This window comes from Ornithinimicrobium tianjinense (assembly GCF_014636495.1).
In the GTDB taxonomy this organism is placed as follows: domain Bacteria; phylum Actinomycetota; class Actinomycetes; order Actinomycetales; family Dermatophilaceae; genus Ornithinicoccus; species Ornithinicoccus tianjinensis.
On the sequence record NZ_BMEM01000001.1, the window covers coordinates 145209 to 162410 of the forward strand.

The following is a 17202-nucleotide window of genomic DNA, read 5'->3' on the forward strand; positions in this document are numbered from 1 at the left end:
GGCTCAGCCGTAGGTGTAGCCGCCGCGGGAGAGGAAGAAGCTGCGGCCGGTGGAGGCGTTGCTGCACCGCACGCCGTCCTCCGCGGAGGAGCAGGTCACGTCGCCCACGGTCAGCGTGGAGCCGTAGTCCAGCACCGCCATCGTGCGGTTGCCGACCTTGGTGGTCGCCGACCCGTTGGCCTTGGCCCACCAGCCGCCCTGGGCCACCCAGGCCTGGGGCTTGATCGGGTCCTCGACGCAGGTCCAGGCGCCCTGGCCGTCGTTGATCATGATCGCGTTGGCGTTGCCGGCGCTGCAGTCGCCGAGGGCGTCGTCGACCAGGTGCCCGCCCTGCACCGAGAAGCCCTGGGCGTCGGCGTCGAGCTGGCAGACCGCAGTCGCGGCGCTGACCGTGCAGGCCGCGTTGGCGCTGGGCAGGACGAACGCGGCGCGGTCGCCGGTGACGACGACCGACGTGCCGCCCGCGGCGGAGCGCTCACCGGGTGCAGGCCGGATGTCGCCCGGCTCGGTGGGCGGGCCGGTGTACGCGGCCGCCCCCGTCTCCTCGCCGGCGTCGCCGCCGCTGGGCGCCTGGCTGTCGGTGCCCGCGCCCGTCGTGGAGGTGGCCCCGCCCTCGTCCTCCCCGCTGCAGCCCGCGAGCGCCAGGGCGGAGGCGAGCAGCACGGTCACGAGGGGGCGCACCCGGGCGCCCCTCGACATACCTGCTCCTGTGCGGACCGTCATGGGGGACCAGCCTAGACGCAACCGCGGCATCGGCTACGGTGACGCCCGAAGGTCCCGTGTCGGAGCCGCGACGAATCCGCGGCACACGGGTGCCGCAGAAGGAGCAGACCGTGACTGCTGGGCGCAAGCTGGTGATCGTCGAGTCACCCGCCAAGGCGAAGAAGATCGGGGAGTACCTGGGGGCCGACTACCGCGTCGACGCGAGCGTGGGGCACATCCGTGACCTCCCGCAGCCGCGGGACCTGCCCGCCGAGCTGAAGAAGGGCCCGTTCGGCAAGTTCGCCATCAACGTCGAGGACAACTTCGACCCCTACTACGTCGTCGACGCCGACAAGAAGAAGAAGGTCACCGAGCTGCGCCGGGCGCTCAAGGATGCCGACGAGCTCTTCCTGGCGACCGATGAGGACCGTGAGGGCGAGGCGATCGCCTGGCACCTGCTCGAGGTGCTCAAGCCCAAGGTGCCGGTCCGTCGGATGGTCTTCCACGAGATCACCAAGGAGGCCATCCAGCGCGCCGTCAACGAGACCCGTGACCTGGACACCGACCTGGTGGACGCCCAGGAGACGCGGCGCGTCCTCGACCGGCTCTACGGCTACGAGGTCTCCCCGGTGCTGTGGCGCAAGGTCAAGCAGGGTCTGTCGGCCGGCCGCGTGCAGTCCGTCGCCACCCGGATGGTCGTCGAGCGGGAGCGGGAGCGTATGGCGTTCCGCTCGGCCTCGTACTGGGACGTCGAGGGCGACTTCGCCCAGGCGGGCAAGGGGGCCTCGGCCAGCGAGTCGTTCACCGCGCGGCTGAGCGGGCTGGACGGCCGCCGGGTCGCCACCGGCCGCGACTTCGCCGACGACGGGACGCTGCGCACCAAGGCCGCCGTGCACCTGGACGCGGCCGGGGCGCAGGCCGTGGCCGAGGGTGCCCGCGAGGCCGACGTCGTCGTCAGCGACGTCGCCGAGAAGCCCTACACGCGCCGGCCGTCGGCGCCATTCACCACCTCCACGCTTCAGCAGGAGGCCTCCCGCAAGCTGCGGATGAACAGCCAGACGACGATGCGCACCGCGCAGCGGCTCTACGAGAACGGCTACATCACCTACATGCGGACCGACTCGACGACGCTGTCGAGCTCGGCGATCACCGCGGCGCGCTCGCAGGCCCGGGACATGTACGGCGCGGAGTACGTCCCGGACAGCCCCCGCGTCTACGGCAGGAAGGCCAAGAACGCCCAGGAGGCGCACGAGGCGATCCGCCCGGCCGGTGACCGCTTCCGCACCCCGGCCCAGGTCGCCGGCGAGCTGCGCGGGCAGGAGTACGCCCTTTACGAGCTGATCTGGAAGCGCACCGTCGCCTCGCAGATGGCGGACGCCAAGGGCTCGACCGCCACCGTCCGGCTGACCGCGACGCTCCCCGAGGGGACGCGCGGGGGCGACGGCACGGCATACCGGTCCGCGGAGTTCTCCGCCAGCGGCACGGTCATCACCTTCCGCGGCTTCCTCGCGGCCTACGAGGAGGGCCGCGACGAGAGCCGGTTCGGCGGCGACGAGGCCGACGGCATGGGTCGGCGGCTGCCGCGGCTCAGCGAGGGGGTCGCGCTGGAGACGCTGCGCGCCGAGGCGCAGGGCCACCAGACCAGCCCCCCCGCGCGCTACACCGAGGCGACGCTGGTCAAGGCGCTGGAGGAGAAGGGCATCGGGCGCCCCTCGACGTATGCCGCGACCGTCGGCACGATCCAGGACCGCGGCTACGTCCGCTCGCGCGGGTCGGCGCTCATCCCGACGTGGCTGGCGTTCGCCGTGACCCAGCTGCTCGAGCGCCACTTCCCGACGCTGGTCGACTACGACTTCACGGCCTCCATGGAGGAGGACCTGGACCGCATCGCCCGCGGCGACGAGCAGCGGGTGGCGTGGCTGCGCCGCTTCTACTTCGGCGACGAGGCGCGCTCGGTCGAGGGCCTGCGCGACCTGGTCGAGGACCTCGGCGAGATCGACGCACGGGGTGTCTCGACCATCCCGATCGGCGACGGCGTGGTCGTGCGCGTCGGCCGCTACGGCCCCTATGTCGAGGTCGAGGGCGAGGACGGCGCCGAGCCGCGTCGCGCGACCGTCAACGACGAGGTCGCCCCGGACGAGATGACGCCGGAGAAGGCCCGCGAGCTGCTCGAGGCCGCGGCCGACGACGGGCGCGTGCTGGGCACGGACCCGGAGACCGGTCACGAGATCGTCGCCCGGGCGGGACGCTACGGGCCCTATGTCACCGAGGTGCTCCCCGAGCCGGAGGAGGCGCCCAAGCGGGGCGCCAGGAAGGTCAAGCCGCGCACGGGGTCGCTCTTCGCCAGCATGGACCTGGCCACCATCGACCTGGAGACCGCGCTGCGGCTGATGTCGCTGCCGCGCGTGGTCGGGGTCGACGCCGAGGGCGTGGAGATCACCGCGCAGAACGGCCGCTACGGGCCCTACCTGAAGAAGGGCACCGACTCGCGCTCGCTGACCTCCGAGGAGCAGATCTTCGACATCACCCTCGACGAGGCGCTGGAGATCTACTCCCAGCCCAAGCAGCGCGGCCGGGCTGCGGCCAAGCCGCCGCTGAAGGAGTTCGGCGAGGACCCGGTCTCCGGCAGGAAGGTCACGGTCAAGGACGGCCGCTTCGGTCCCTACGTCACCGACGGCGAGACCAACGCGACGCTGCGCAAGGGCGACGAGCCGGAGGAGCTGACCCAGGAGCGGGCCTTCGAGCTGCTCGCCGAGAAGCGCGCCAAGGGCCCGACGACCCGCAAGCGCGCGGCCCGGAAGACGACCGCGAAGAAGACCACGGCGAAGAAGGCCACGGCGAAGAACGCGACGGCGACGAAGGCCACCGCGACGAAGACCACCGCCACGAAGACGGCCGCGAAGACCACCGCGACGAAGACTTCCGCGACGAGGACGACCCGGGCGGCCAAGAAGGCCTGAGGCCCCAGCCAGAGCGTCCCGCGAAGATCGTCACGCGGAAGTCGGGTACGTCCCCGACTTCCACGTGACGATCCTCGCGGGACGGCCTGCCGGACGCGGCGGCGGGGTGGGCTGCAGGGCGCGATCAGGCCAGGTCGGCGGGGAGGGCTGCGGAACACGGCTGCTGCAGGGCGCGATCAGGCCAGGTCGTGCGGGGAGGGCTGCGGAACGCGGTTGCTGCAGGGCGCGATCAGGCCAGGTCGTGCGGGGAGGGCTGCGGGCGTTTGCTGCAGGGCGCGGTCACGCCCCGGCGGCGGCCAGCGCGTTCCCCAGGTCGGCGATGAGGTCCTCGGGCGACTCGAGACCCACCGAGAGGCGCAGGATGCCGGCTCCCGGCTTGGCGTCGCCGCTCACCGGCCGGTGGGTCAGGGCGGCGGGGTGCTGGATGAGCGAGTCGACGCCACCCAGCGACACCGCGTGCGAGATGAGCTCGCACCCCTGGGCGACCGCCGCGGCGCGCTCGTAGGAGCCCAGGTCGAAGGCCAGCACCGCACCCGGACCGGCCATCTGCTCGCCGATCAGGCCCAGCGGGTCGCCGCCCTCGAGGCCGGGGTAGAACACCTTCTCGACGTGCGCGTGCTCGGCCAGCCAGTGCGCGACGACCTGGGCCGAGTCCTGCTGCGCGGCCACCCGCACCGGCAGCGTCTGCAGCCCGCGGTGCGCGAGGTAGGCCGCCAGCGGGTGCAGGCTGCCACCGGTGATCGCGCGCACCGACCGGATGCGGGTGGCGAGCTCCTCGGACGTGGCGACGACGCCGCCGAGCACGTCGCCGTGGCCGGCGAGGAACTTCGTCACCGAGTGCAGCACGATGCTGGCGCCGAGCTCGAGCGGGCGCTGCAGCACCGGGGTCGCGAACGTGTTGTCGACCAGCACCGGCACCTCGCCCGCCTGCTCGCACAGGGCCCGCAGGTCGACGAGGTCCAGGGTCGGGTTGGCCGGGCTCTCGACGATGACCAGGCCGGTGTCCGCCTCGATCGCGTCGGCCACGCCCGAGGCGTCGGCCCAGGTCACCCGGGTGCCCAGCAGCCCCGTCGCGAGCAGGTGGTCGCTGCCGCCGTAGAGCGGGCGGACCGCGACGACGTGGGGCCTGCCCGCGGCCACGCAGCTGAGCAGGGTCGCGGTCAGCGCGGCCATGCCGGAGGCGAACGCCACGGAGGTCTGCGCCCCCTCCAGGGTCGCGAGCGCCTCCTCGAAGCGCGCGACCGTGGGGTTCCACAGCCGCTGGTAGACCGCTGACTGGCCCTCCTGGCGGGCGTGGCCGGTCGCCAGCGTCTCGTAGGCCTCACCGCCCGCCTCCACGTCCGGCAACGGGTAGGTGCTCGACAGGTCGATCGGGGGGACATGGACGCCGAGCGCCGTCAGATCAGCACGTCCTGCGTGCACGGCCCGGGTCTCTACGCTGAATCGCTCGGCATCCATAGGCATATGGTGCAGAGTCTGCGCTTCAAGAGCAAGATCGCCGAAGTATGCGGTGCGCGCTCGGGTCACGCTCGGCACCTCTGGCCTCGCGCGCCGGGTGCAGAAAGGGCGGCGCTGCACGGCATACTCGAGCCCATGCCGAAGAATCCTCGCGACGACAAGCCGCTCGACCCGACCGACCTCGCGCTCGTCCGTCTGCTGGAGCAGGACGGTCGGATGAGCAACGCGATGCTCGCCCGCGAGGTGGGCATCGCCGAGTCCACCTGCCTGGTCCGCGTCCGGTCGCTGCGCGAGCGCGGGGTGGTGCGCGGGATCCACGCGGACATCGACCCGGTGGCGGTCGGCCGACCGGTCGAGGCGATGATCGCGGTCCGCTTCGGCGGTCACCGGCGCAGCCACTTCGAGGAGTTCACGGACGAGGTGCCCCAGCTGCCCGGCGTGCTGGGGGCCTACCACGTCTCCGGCGCGATCGACTACTACGTCCACGTGGCGTGCGAGTCGGCCGACGCCCTGCGCGACTTCGTGCTCGACCACCTCACCAACCGCCCCGGCGTCCTGCACGCCGAGACGAGCCTGATCTTCAACAGCCTCCGCGGTCGCGGCACGATCACGCTGCCGACGCCGCCTCCGGGCGGCTCGGCGGACGAGGCGCCGATCGAGGACGCGAACCCGGCTTGACCCTCACGCCGCGTGAGGCCCCACAGTCGATGACGTGACCGCGAACCCGCTGATGGACGAGACGCTGCTGACGGTGGGCCAGGTGGCCGAGGAGCTCGGCGTGACGGTGCGCACCCTGCACCACTACGACGAGATCGGCCTCGTGGTGCCGTCGGAGCGCAGCCATGCCGGCTACCGCCTCTACACCGAGGAGGACCTGCGCCGGCTGCAGCACGTCGTCGTCTACCGGCGGCTGGGCTTCCCGCTGGAGGAGATCGGGCAGCTGCTCACCGGCGGGGCTGATGTCGTCGCGCACCTGCGGCGGCAGCGGGCTGCGGTCACGGACAGGCTGGCCGAGCTCACCGGGCTCGTCAGCGCCATCGACAGGGCCTTGGAGGCAGAGATGAACGACTACCAGATCACCCGTGAGGAGCAGAAGGAGCTCTTCGGCGACACCTTCGACGAGCGCTACGCCCAGGAGGCGGAGGAGCGCTGGGGCGGCACCGACGCGTGGGCGCAGTCCCAGCGCCGGGCCAAGAGCTACAGCAAGGAGCAGTGGCAGCAGATCAAGGACGAGGGCGCCGCCACCAACGCGCGTTTCGTCGAGCTGCTCGAGGCCGGGACGCCGGCCGACTCCGAGGCGGCCATGGACGCCGCCGAGGAGGCCAGGCAGCACATCTGTCGCTGGTTCTACGACTGCCCGCGGCAGATGCACGCCGGCATCGCCGAGATGTACGTCGCCGACCCGCGCTTCACCAAGACCTACGAGGACGTCCACGAGGGGCTGGCCCGGTACGTCCGCGACGCGGTCGTCGCCAACGCCGCCCGCGGCTGAGCCGTCCACAGACGGGACGGGCACGTCATACCCGTCCCGTAGGCTCCTGCCATGACCTCGCAGACCCCGCCCGAGCCCGGTGCGCCCGGCCTCGGGCGGGGTCTGTTCGTCGCCTTCGAGGGGGGTGACGGGGCCGGCAAGTCCACCCAGTCCGGTCTGCTCGGGGCCTGGCTCGAGCGGCAGGGGTATGCCGTGCGCCACACCCGCGAGCCCGGTGGCACGGAGCTCGGTCGGCAGATCCGCGAGCTGCTGCTCCACGGGGAGGACGGCTCGGTGAGCCCCCGCGCCGAGGCGCTGCTGTTCGCCGCGGACCGGGCCCACCACGTCGCCTCGCTCGTGCGACCTGCGCTGGAGCAGGGCGAGGTCGTGCTCACCGACCGCTACCTCGACTCCTCGGTCGCCTACCAGGGCGCCGCCCGGGCCCTGGGCCACGAGGAGGTGCGCGAGCTGTCGCTGTGGGCGGTGGAGGGTCTGGTCCCCGACCTGACCGTGCTGCTCGACGTCCCCGCCGAGCTCGGGCGGGAGCGGCGCGGCGAGGTCCACGACCGGCTCGAGCGCGAGGCCGACGACTTCCACGACCGGGTCCGGCGGGGTTTCCTCGACCTGGCTGCGCGCGAGCCGGGTCGCTACCTCGTGGTCGACGCCACCCGGCCCGCGGAGGAGATCGCGGCCACCGTCGCCGCCCGCGTGGGTGAGCTGCTGGGGGCGCTGCGATGAGCGTCTTCGACCAGCTGGTGGGCCAGCAGCAGGTCGTCGCGACGCTGCGACGGACCCTCACCACCCCGGGCGCCATGACGCACGCGTGGCTCGTCACCGGGCCGCCCGGCTCCGGTCGCTCGGTGGCGGCGCGGGCGTTCGCCGCAGCGCTGCAGTGCGAGCGGGTCGACGACCCCGGCTGCGGGCAGTGCCAGGCGTGCCGCACCGCCATGGCCGGCAGCCATCCCGACGTGCAGGTGGTCACGACGACCGAGACCTTCATCAAGGTCGAGGCGGCCCGGGACCTGGCGGTCGACGCGCAGGCACGGCCGACCCTGGGGCGCTGGCGGGTCATCGTCGTCGAGGACGCCGACCGCTTCACCGAGCAGGCGGCCGACGCCCTCCTGAAGTCGCTCGAGGAGCCGCCGCCGCGGACGGTCTGGATCCTCTGCGCACCCTCCCTCGAGGACCTCATCGTGACCGTGCGCTCCCGCTGCCGGCACCTGCGGCTGGGCACACCGCCGGTCTCGGCGGTGGCCGACCTGCTCATCGAGCGTGACGGCATCGACCCGTCGATGGCCTACCACGCCGCGCGGGCGGCCCAGAGCCACATCGGCATCGCGCGTCGGCTCGCCACCGACGAGCACGCCCGGGCCCGGCGGCGCGAGGTGACCTCGATCCCGCTGCGCCTCACGAGCCTCGGGGCCGCGCTCAACGCCGCCCAGGATCTCGTGAGCGAGGCCGGTGAGGGGGCCGAGTCGGTCTCCTCCGACCGCCACGAGGCCGAGCGGAGGGCGCTGCTGGAGCAGCTCGGGGCCGACCCCGCCGCCCGTGTCCAGCCGCCCGCGGTCCGCACGCACCTGCGCGACCTGGAGGCCCGCCAGAAGCGCCAGACCAAGCGCCAGCAGCACGACAGCATCGACGCGGCGCTGACGGACCTCGCCTCGGTCTACCGCGACGCCCTGCTCGTCTCCTCCGGCGCGCGGGTCGAGCTGGTCAACGCCAGCGAGCCGGACGCGATCGGCCGGCTGGCGCGCGCCTTCAGCCAGGACGGTCTGCTGGAGGCGCTGGAGACCATCGGGCTGGCCCGCCAGCGCCTCATCGCCAACGGCGCGCCGCTCCTCGTCCTCGAGGCCATGATGATCGGCCTCACGATCCCGACCTCCGGACCCGGCGTGGGGCACGCCCGGCCCGGCCTGCACGCCTGACGACCTCCCACCGAAAGGGGGCCACCCACGTGGCCACACTGCATACCCTCAGGGCGCCGGCGGCGGCCGCCACGCTGCTGTCCCTGACGCTGCTCGCCGGCTGCTCGCTCGGCGGGTCGGACGGCGACGACGCAGACGGTGCCTCGAGCACCACGACCGACGGATGGGCCGGGGGGACCGCCGTGGCGACCTCGACCCCGGTCGCCGAGGAGGCTCCTGAAGGCCTCGAGAGGTTCTACTCCCAGGAGCTGGAGTGGACCAGCTGCGAGAGCCTCTTCGAGTGCACGACGCTGGAGGTGCCGATCGACTACGCCGAGCCGGACGGGGCGACCATCGAGATCGCCGTGCTGCGCTCGGCGGCCAAGGGCGAGAGCCGCGGCGCGCTGCTGGTCAACCCCGGCGGGCCCGGCGCCAGCGGTGTCGACTACGCGATGTCCGCCGGCGCGGTGTTCTCCAAGGACGTGCGCGCGGCCTACGACATCGTCGGCTTCGACCCGCGCGGAGTGGGGCGCTCGGCGCCGATCGACTGCCTGAGCGACGACGACCTGAGCACCTTCCTCGGCCACGACCTCACTCCGGACGACCCGGCCGAGACCGCCGCCGAGGAGGAGATCCTCAAGGGCTTCGGCAAGGGCTGCGTGACCAACGCCCCCGAGCTGGCCCCGCACCTGTCCACCATCGAGGCGGCCCGCGACATGGACGTCCTGCGTGCCGCCCTGGGTGAGGAGACGATGACCTACGTGGGCGCCTCCTACGGCACCTACCTCGGCACCGTCTACGCCAACCTCTTCCCCGACAAGGTCGGCCGCTTCGTGCTCGACGGCGCGGTGGACCCGACCCTCCAGGGCGCCGAGGGCGCCAAGGGCCAGGCCGAGGGGTTCGAGCGCGCGACCCGCGCCTACGTCGAGGACTGCGTGGCCCAGGGCAGCTGCCCGCTCGGTGACGACCTCGACTCCGGGCTGGCCCGGATCAGCGGCCTGCTGGAGGAGCTGGACGCCGACCCGCTCCCGGTGCAGGGTGACGAGGTCACCGAGCTCACCGAGGGCTGGGCGTCCTACGGCATCGCCGTCGCGATGTATGACGAGTCCAGCTGGCCGGTCCTCACCCAGGCCCTGGAGGCGGCCTTCGACGGCAACGGGACCGTGCTGATGTTCCTCGCCAACGCCTACGCGAGCCGGCACAGCGACGGCACCTACGGGTCGAACATGATGGAGGCCTTCCAGGCGATCGGCTGCCTGGTGCCCGAGAGCGAGCGCGCCGAGCAACCCACGCCGCAGGAGCGTCTCGCCGAGATCACGGAGGTCGCCCCCACGTGGGGTCGCTTCCTCGGCGGCGCGAGCCCGTGCGACTACTGGCCGGTGACCGCCTCGGAGGAGCTGGACGACTTCTCGGCCGAGGGCGCGGCGCCGATCCTCGTCATCGGCACCACCCGCGACCCGGCCACGCCCTACGAGTGGGCGGAGAGCCTGGCCGAGGTGCTGGACTCCGGCGTGCTGCTGACCTACGACGGTGACGGGCACACGGCCTACGGCCGCTCCAACGACTGCATCGACTCGACCGTGGACGCCTATCTCGTCGACGGGACCGTCCCCGAGGACGGCCGGCGCTGCTAGGCCCGCGCGGGTTTGGGGCCGCTGTCGCGGATCGGGTATCCTCGCTGAGGTTGTCTGCCCCGCAGGCAGCACGCCGCCTTAGCTCAGTCGGCCAGAGCGATTCACTCGTAATGAATAGGTCAAGGGTTCGATTCCCTTAGGCGGCTCCGACAAGGCCCCAGCCACCCTCTCGGTGGCTGGGGCCTCGTGCGTGCTCGGCCTACTCCTCGTCGGCGACGAAGCGCATCGTGAACCGGCTCTCGTCCGCGCCGGTCACGACCGTCGACCAGCCCACGGCGCGCAGCTTCTCCAGCGCGGCGCGGGCCTTCTCGTCGGTGACCTCGGGCAGGTAGAGGTCCTCGTACTCCGACACGTCGACGAAGAGCAGCTGGTCGGCCTCGTCGGCGTCGGCGACGGTGGCCGTGAAGGCCTCCTGGTCGGCGAGGCGCCCCTCCGTCTCGACGAGGCCGTCGACGAAGGCCTGGTAGAGGCCGACGGTGAGCACGCCCTCGTCGGTGCGCTGCGCGAGCATCGTGGGCGGCAGGCCGAAGCCCTCCAGCAGGGTGTTGACCGCGGTCGTGTCCGTCTGGACGCGGTAGGCCACGGGGAGCTCGGGCAGGGCGATGGCCTCGGTCCCGCTCATCGCGTCGACCGCCTCCACCATGCCCGGGCCCACGGCGAGCGCCATCGAGTCACCGAGGACGGTCTTGAGGTCGTCCGGCAGCGTGAAGCCCTGCTCGGAGGCCTGCGCGGACAGCTCCTGGGTGATCTGCGGGTCGATCGAGTCGTAGAGGTCCCACGCCGCCTGCACCCAGTCCGCGCCGTTCTCCAGGGAGAACGCCGCCTTGGTGTCGGCCGGCAGGTCGAGCACCAGGTGGGCGGACTCGCCCGTGGGCATCGTCATCGCGTCGTTGCCGCGCGAGAGACCGTGGATCTCCACGGCGTCCGCGCTCAGCCGCAGCGCGCCCGCGGTCCGGCCGGAGAGCAGCGCCTTCTGCTCGTCGGTCAGCTCGCTCGTGACTGCGGAGGGTGCGCCACCGGCGGCGGCGGCCGCCTCCTCCAGGGCACCCGTGTCGATCTCGGCGGCCTTGGCCATGTCGACCCAGAAGGACGCGACGCCCGGGTCGCCGAGCTCGTCCATGTCGTCGGTGAAGGCGTCCTGCTCGTCCAGGGTGCCCTGCTCGGCAGCAGCCTTGACCTTGTCCGCCTGGCCCACCTGGGTCAGGATCACGTAGTCGCCGTCGAGGTAGTACTCGACCTGCTCATCCTCGGGCTGGTCAGCCTGGGACGCCGTGATCTTGTCGAGGGAGGCGAGCGCCTTGTCCCCGTCCTTGACCTGCAGGGCGATGGCCACGAGCGGCTTCTCGTCGCCGTCGGGCACGACGGCCACCCCGGCCCGGTCACCCAGCCAGGGCTCCACGTCCGTGGCGTAGTCGAGCCCTGCGGGCGCCTTGCCGTCCTTCTCCAGGGTGTCCCAGACGTACTCCCGCCACTCCCCGGACTCCAGCGCCGCCTGCAGCTCCGGGTCCAGGCCCTGGAAGAAGCGCACCGCCGCGACCTTCTGACCCACCGAGGGGTCCACGTCGACCCGCAGGTAGACCGCGGCGCTCGCCGGCAGCACCGACTCCGGCTGCGCCTCGTCAGAGCCCAGGAACTGGACCGCGGCATACGCGCCGCCGCCGATGACCAGCGCCGCGCCGACCCCCAGCCCGGCCATCAGCCAGCCCTTCCCCCCGCGCCCGGGCTCGGTCACGTCTCCACCCGGTGCCTGTTCCACAGTTGTCATCACCATGCCCCGATCTGGCGGGCCCTACCCCGCACCTCGTGCGTCGCCCGACGGCGACGTCTGTGCCACACAGTAGTCCTCCCGTCTGACAGGACCACGCGCCTGCTCGGCAGCATGGCCGACGCCCCGGACCGCGCGGTTCCGGGGCGTCGTGAGGTTTCTGTGTCGCGGGGGCGCCCGGTGTTGCGGCTCCCGCGCGGGGTCAGTGACCCTGGTGCGGCATCGGCCAGCGGGCCGTGGTGACGCCGGCGTCCTTGGCACGCTGCACGGCCTCGCGGTAGACGCGCTCGGCGTCCTCGCGACCGGCCCAGTGGGCGCCCTCGACGGACTTGCCCGGCTCGAGGTCCTTGTAGACCTCGAAGAAGTGCTGGATCTCCAGGCGGGTGTGCTCGCCGATGTGCTCCAGGTCGCGGATGCCGCCCTTGCGCGGGTCGTCGGCGGGCACGCAGATGATCTTGTCGTCACCGCCGGCCTCGTCACGCATGTGGAACATGCCGATCGGGCGGGCCGCCACCAGGCAGCCGGGCCAGGTGGGCTCGTCGAGCAGGACCAGGGCGTCCAGGGGGTCGCCGTCCTCGCCGAGGGTCTCCTCGATGTAGCCGTAGTCGGCCGGGTAGCGCGTCGCGGTGAACAGCATCCGGTCCAGGCGGATGCGCCCGGTGGCGTGGTCGACCTCGTACTTGTTGCGGCTGCCCTGGGGGATCTCGATGGTGACGTCGAACTGCATGCTGGTCTCTCCTCGTCGGCGGACGGCTAGGCTCTGGGACCCAGTGTTCCATTATTTCCGACCCGATCCGTGACGGAGGTCTGCACGACGTGGTGCGTGAACCCGTGCCGTGCAGGCGCGCCCGCCCCTTCAGGTATGCCGTGGCGCCCCTGGCGCTGTCCGCCCTTCTCCTCGCCGGAGCACCTGGTGCGCTGGCCACGTCGGCCGTCACCGAGGACGCCGCGACCGCGACCGCGACCGCGACTGCGACCGCGACTCCCACGAGCCAGGCCGACGCCCGCCCCAAGATCCGCGGCCTGACGTCTCCGTTGGGGCAGGTGGCCGACGGGGTGACGCCCTCGGCGGCGTCGGTCACCGAGGCGGTCTCCGACGAGCTCGCGAGCGACTGGCTCGGCCCGGCGGACCGGCGCGCGGTCGAGATCCGCGACGCGCTGACCGGTGAGGTGCTGGTGGAGCGCAACGCCGACCTCCGCGTGACCCCTGCCTCGACGACCAAGCTGCTCTCGGCCGCCGCGATCGTGACCGGTCTCCCGCCCGAGACGACCTTCACCACCCGCGTGGTGGCGGGCGCCAGCCCGCAGGAGGTGGTGGTGGTCGCCGGCGGCGACATGCTGCTGGCCAGGGGCGAGGGGGACCCCGAGGCGGTCGCCGGCCGGGTCGGGGTCGCCGACCTGGCGTCCCAGGCCGCCCGGGCGCTGCAGGAGCAGGGCGTCACGGGGCCGGTCTCCGTCCAGCTCGACCTCGACCACGTCGCGGGGCCTGACGTCCTCGACAGCTGGACCGACTTCTGGGTCTCCGAGGGCTACACCGGCCGGGTCGTCCAGCTCGGGCTGGCGGAGGACGTCGCGCTTCCCCAGGCGCCGTCGCCCGCGGACCCGCCGCAGGAGGTGGCCCGCGCGTTCCGGGCCGCCCTCGAGGAGCGCGGGGTCGAGGTCACCGGCAGCGCCAAGGCGGAGGCCGAGGTCGTGAGCGTCCCGGCCGACGCCGCCGAGCTCGCCTCGGGCACGTCCGCGCCGCTGCGCGACGTCCTCGCGCTCGCCCTGGCCACGAGCGACAACGCGATGGTCGAGCAGCTGGCGCGTCAGGCCGCCGCCGCGCAGGGCCGGCCCGTGGACCGCAGCTCCGTCTCCACCTGGATCCTGGGGGTCCTCGAGAGCGGCTACGCGATCGACACCACGGGTGTGGAGCTGGCCGACGCGAGCGGCCTGTCGGAAGGCACGCGCATCCCCGTCTCCGTCGTCGCCGACGTGCTGGTCGCCGGAGCCGACGGGTCCCACCCGGCCCTGCAGTCGGTGCTGGCTGCGGGCGGGCTCCCCATCGCCGGACTCACCGGCACGCTCGAGGAACGCTTCCACCTGCCGGTCCACGACGCCGCCGTGGGCAACGCCCGGGCCAAGACCGGCTCCCTGCCCAACGTCACCTCCCTCGCCGGGACGGTGGTGACCGAGGACGGGCGGCTGCTCGTCTACGCCATGACCGCCGACCGGATCGGCGAGGACGGCGCCGTCCTCGAGGCTCGTTCCTCGCTCGACGAGGTCGTGGCCCAGCTCGCGCGCTGCGGCTGCTGAGGGGGCCGCAGCAGGCACGGCCGGGCGACACGGCATACCGTCGGGGTCATGACGCAGACGCCCGGGACCACGGACGACGCACCCGACCCCACGACCGACCGGCCCGACCCCACGACCGACCGGCCCGACCCCCTGCGCGGGAGCGGCCTCGTCGACTGGCGGCTGGCGGCGACAGCGGCGAGCCGCCTGGTGCCCCCGGGGCCGCGCGCCGCCCGCGGCGAGGTGGAGGGCCTGGTGGCCGAGCTCCGCACGGCGGCCGGGCGGGCGGTCCAGCCCGTCGCCGAGACCGCCCGCATGGAGACTCCCCCGGGCACCCCGCCGGCCATGATCGTCGACCGTCCCGGGTGGATCCGCGCCAACGCGGCCTCCATGGGCGCGATGCTCGGTCCCGTCCTGGACGACGTCGTCGCGAAGAAGCGCGAGGCCGACCGGGCAAGGGCGCAGGCGCGCGGCAAGGAGCTGCCGGAGCTCGGCGCGACCGCGCAGCGGGTCGGCTCGACCATCACCGGGACCGAGGTCGCGGGCATGCTCTCGTGGGTGTCGACCAAGGTGCTCGGCCAGTACGACCTCGCGCCGCAGGGCACCCCGCGCCTGATGTTCGTGGCGCCGAACATCCTCCACGCCGAGCGTGAGCTGGACGTCGACCCGACCGACTTCCGCCTCTGGGTGGCCATGCACGAGGAGACGCACCGCGTGCAGTTCACGGCGGTGCCGTGGCTGCGCGAGCATGTGATCGCCCAGGCTCGCGCGGTCGGCACGCAGATCCTGCCCGAGCCCGACCAGATGTCGCAGCGGCTGCTCGACATCGTCAGCCAGCTGCCCGGCGTCCTGCGCGGCGAGACCGACATCACCCAGGTCGTCGCCACGCCGGAGCAGCGCGCGCAGCTCGCCGAGGTCACCGCCGTGATGTCCCTTCTCGAGGGGCATGCGGACGTCGTCATGGACGAGGTCGGCCCGCAGGTGATCCCCTCGGTCGCCGAGATCCGCCGCCGCTTCACCGAGCGCCGCAAGGGGGCCGGCAACGTCGACAAGATCCTGCGGCGCCTGCTCGGGATGGAGGCCAAGATGCGGCAGTACCGCGACGGTGCCGTCTTCGTCCGCGCCGTCGTCGACCGCGTGGGCGTGGACGGGTTCAACGCGGTGTGGACCTCGCCCGAGACCCTGCCGCGCCCAACCGAGATCACCGACCCGCAGACGTGGGTCGCCCGCGTGCACGGCTGACCCGTGCCCGGTCCTCCGGCAGCTGTCGCGCACGTCCGGTCCGCGGTGCGCGACGCCCTCGTGGCGGCCGGCGTCGCGGACGCGCGCACCTGGCGCCCCGGGGAGTCCCCCGGGGCGGACGCCGCGCTGCTGCTCGTCGCCTGCTCCGGCGGCGCGGACTCCCTGGCGCTCGCGGCCGCGACGGCGTTCGTCGCCCCGCGCCTCGGGCTGCGGGCCGGCGCGGTCGTCGTCGACCACGGGCTCCAGCCCGGCTCGGCCCAGGTCGCGTCGGAGGCGGCCCGTGCGTGCCGAGACCTCGGGCTGAGCCCCGTCGACGTGGTCCCCGTCTCCGTGGCCGCCTCGGCCGAGGGCCCGGAGGGCGCTGCGCGCGAGGCCCGGTATGCCGCGCTCGTCGCCCGCGCGCACCACCTCGGCGCGGCTGCGGTCCTGCTCGGGCACACCCGCGACGACCAGGCCGAGCAGGTGCTCCTGGGGCTCGTCCGGGGGTCCGGGGCGCGCTCGCTGGCGGGGATGCCACCACGTCGCGCGCTCGGTGGTGCTGAGGACGACCCCTTCACGCGTCCGGTGGGGGAGGGGGCGGTCGCGGCGGAGGGCGCCGCAGGTGGGGTGCTGCTGGTGCGGCCGCTGCTGGGCACGCCCCGGGCCCAGACCGCCCGCGCCTGCGCGGACCTGGGGCTCACGCCGTGGCAGGACCCGCACAACGAGGACCCGAGGTTCACCCGGGTCCGCGCCCGGCGGGCCCTCTCCGACCTCGAGGCCGACCTCGGGCCGGGGCTCGCCGCCGGTCTCGCGCGGAGCGCGGACCTGCTGCGCGACGACGCCGACGCCCTCGACGAGGTGAGCGGGACGGCATACCGCGAGCTCGGGGACGGACCGTGGGAGGTGACGGAGGTGCTGCGGCACCCGCGTGCGGTGCGGACGCGGCTCTGGCGCCGCCTGGCGCTCGCGGCCGGCAGCCCCGGCACCGACCTGACCTCGGAGCACCTGCTCGGGGTGGACGCCCTCGTCACGGCCTGGCGCGGGCAGGGGCCCGTGCACCTGCCCGGCGGTGTCCGGGCGGGCCGCACGCAGGGGCGCGTGTGGCTCTCCGGGCCGCGGATGAGCACAATGGGTCCGCGGGCCGAGACGGACCTGACCCCCAACACCGAGGAGTAGCGCGTGGACGCCGAGCACATGGGTGCCGACCTGGAGAACGTCCTGTTCACCGAGGAGCAGATCCAGCAGCGGCTGGGCGAGCTGGCGCAGCAGGTCTGGGCCGACTACGACGGCAAGCACGACGACCTGCTCCTCGTCGGGGTGCTCAAGGGCGCCGTCATGGTGATGGCCGACTTCATGCGGGCGCTGCCCGGCTCCGCCGCGATGGACTGGATGGCGGTGTCCAGCTACGGCTCGGGGACCAAGTCCAGCGGCGTCGTCCGGATCCTCAAGGATCTCGACACCGACATCACGGACAAGCACGTGCTCATCGTCGAGGACATCATCGACTCGGGCCTGACCCTCAACTGGATCCGGACCAACCTGGAGTCACGCGGCGCGAGGTCGGTCGAGATCTGCACGCTGCTGCGCAAGCCCGAGGCGGCCAAGGTCGAGGTCGACACCAGGTACGTCGGCTTCGACATCCCGCCGGCGTTCGTCGTCGGCTACGGGCTGGACTACGACGAGAAGTACCGCAACCTGCGCGTCATCGGCACCCTGGCGCCCCACGTCTACAGCTGAGCCGATCGCTGCGGCCGGCGCAGGGAGCGCAGCGCGGCCACGGCATACCCTGGAACACTGAATCTCTGCCGGACGT

General features: G+C 73.2%; 14 protein-coding genes and 1 tRNA gene. 11 read left to right on the top strand and 4 right to left on the bottom strand.

Features of this window, described 5'->3' with window-relative positions; all coding sequences use genetic code 11:
• Positions 1-3: 3 nt before the first annotated feature.
• Entirely contained in the window at positions 4-699 is a 696-nt protein-coding gene (locus IEV65_RS00665; RefSeq protein ID WP_229734758.1) for a hypothetical protein, read from the bottom strand.
• 134 nt (positions 700-833) lie between these two features.
• On the opposite strand from IEV65_RS00665, the gene topA reads away from it, so the two are divergent.
• Positions 834-3662, top strand: coding sequence for a type I DNA topoisomerase (gene topA / locus IEV65_RS00670; protein ID WP_188427711.1), 2829 nt, complete (start codon positions 834-836; stop codon positions 3660-3662).
• Positions 3663-3941: 279 nt separating this feature from the next.
• Here topA and IEV65_RS00675 read toward each other — a convergent pair whose 3' ends face one another.
• Positions 3942-5120: a trans-sulfuration enzyme family protein gene (locus IEV65_RS00675; protein ID WP_188427712.1), complete on the bottom strand. Its 1179-nt coding sequence runs from the start codon at positions 5118-5120 to the stop codon at positions 3942-3944.
• A 135-nt stretch (positions 5121-5255) separates the two neighbouring features.
• Between IEV65_RS00675 and IEV65_RS00680 the strand changes: the two genes are divergently transcribed.
• The 6 genes from IEV65_RS00680 (at position 5256) to IEV65_RS00705 (ending at position 10275) form a co-directional block, all read left to right on the top strand.
• A complete protein-coding gene (locus IEV65_RS00680) occupies positions 5256-5798 on the top strand; it encodes an Lrp/AsnC family transcriptional regulator (protein ID WP_229734759.1) in 543 nt (180 codons plus the stop codon).
• A gap of 34 nt (positions 5799-5832) precedes the next feature.
• The gene (locus IEV65_RS00685) at positions 5833-6612 is read left to right on the top strand and encodes a MerR family transcriptional regulator (RefSeq protein ID WP_371870143.1); all 780 of its coding nucleotides are present in this window, start codon (positions 5833-5835) and stop codon (positions 6610-6612) included.
• A 51-nt stretch (positions 6613-6663) separates the two neighbouring features.
• The gene (gene tmk / locus IEV65_RS00690) at positions 6664-7329 is read left to right on the top strand and encodes a dTMP kinase (protein WP_188427713.1); all 666 of its coding nucleotides are present in this window, start codon (positions 6664-6666) and stop codon (positions 7327-7329) included.
• Positions 7326-8516 (top strand): DNA polymerase III subunit delta', encoded by a 1191-nt coding sequence (locus tag IEV65_RS00695; RefSeq protein WP_188427714.1) that lies wholly within the window; start codon positions 7326-7328, stop codon positions 8514-8516. The genes tmk and IEV65_RS00695 overlap by 4 nt, the downstream gene beginning before the upstream one ends.
• A gap of 29 nt (positions 8517-8545) precedes the next feature.
• Entirely contained in the window at positions 8546-10129 is a 1584-nt protein-coding gene (locus tag IEV65_RS00700) for an alpha/beta hydrolase (RefSeq protein ID WP_229734760.1), read from the top strand.
• Positions 10130-10201: 72 nt separating this feature from the next.
• Positions 10202-10275, top strand: a tRNA-Thr gene (locus tag IEV65_RS00705).
• 53 nt (positions 10276-10328) lie between these two features.
• Here the strand turns inward: IEV65_RS00705 and IEV65_RS00710 are convergent.
• Positions 10329-11861 (bottom strand): DUF3352 domain-containing protein, encoded by a 1533-nt coding sequence (locus IEV65_RS00710; RefSeq protein ID WP_188427715.1) that lies wholly within the window; start codon positions 11859-11861, stop codon positions 10329-10331.
• A 235-nt stretch (positions 11862-12096) separates the two neighbouring features.
• Entirely contained in the window at positions 12097-12621 is a 525-nt protein-coding gene (locus IEV65_RS00715; RefSeq protein WP_188427716.1) for an inorganic diphosphatase, read from the bottom strand.
• A gap of 104 nt (positions 12622-12725) precedes the next feature.
• Here IEV65_RS00715 and IEV65_RS00720 point away from each other — a divergent pair, with 104 nt between their 5' ends.
• From IEV65_RS00720 to hpt, 4 genes are read left to right on the top strand one after another with little or no spacing between them, the layout of a single operon-like run.
• Positions 12726-14189 carry a D-alanyl-D-alanine carboxypeptidase/D-alanyl-D-alanine-endopeptidase gene (locus IEV65_RS00720; RefSeq protein WP_229734761.1) on the top strand — a complete coding sequence of 488 codons (1464 nt, stop codon included), beginning with the start codon at positions 12726-12728 and terminating at the stop codon, positions 14187-14189.
• Between the two features lie 48 nt (positions 14190-14237).
• Positions 14238-15410 (top strand): Rv3626c family coenzyme F420 biosynthesis-associated protein, encoded by a 1173-nt coding sequence (locus tag IEV65_RS00725; RefSeq protein WP_188427718.1) that lies wholly within the window; start codon positions 14238-14240, stop codon positions 15408-15410.
• Positions 15411-15413: 3 nt separating this feature from the next.
• Positions 15414-16565, top strand: coding sequence for a tRNA lysidine(34) synthetase TilS (gene tilS, locus IEV65_RS00730; protein ID WP_188427719.1), 1152 nt, complete (start codon positions 15414-15416; stop codon positions 16563-16565).
• A 3-nt stretch (positions 16566-16568) separates the two neighbouring features.
• Entirely contained in the window at positions 16569-17126 is a 558-nt protein-coding gene (hpt, locus tag IEV65_RS00735; protein ID WP_188427720.1) for a hypoxanthine phosphoribosyltransferase, read from the top strand.
• Positions 17127-17202 lie beyond the last annotated feature (76 nt).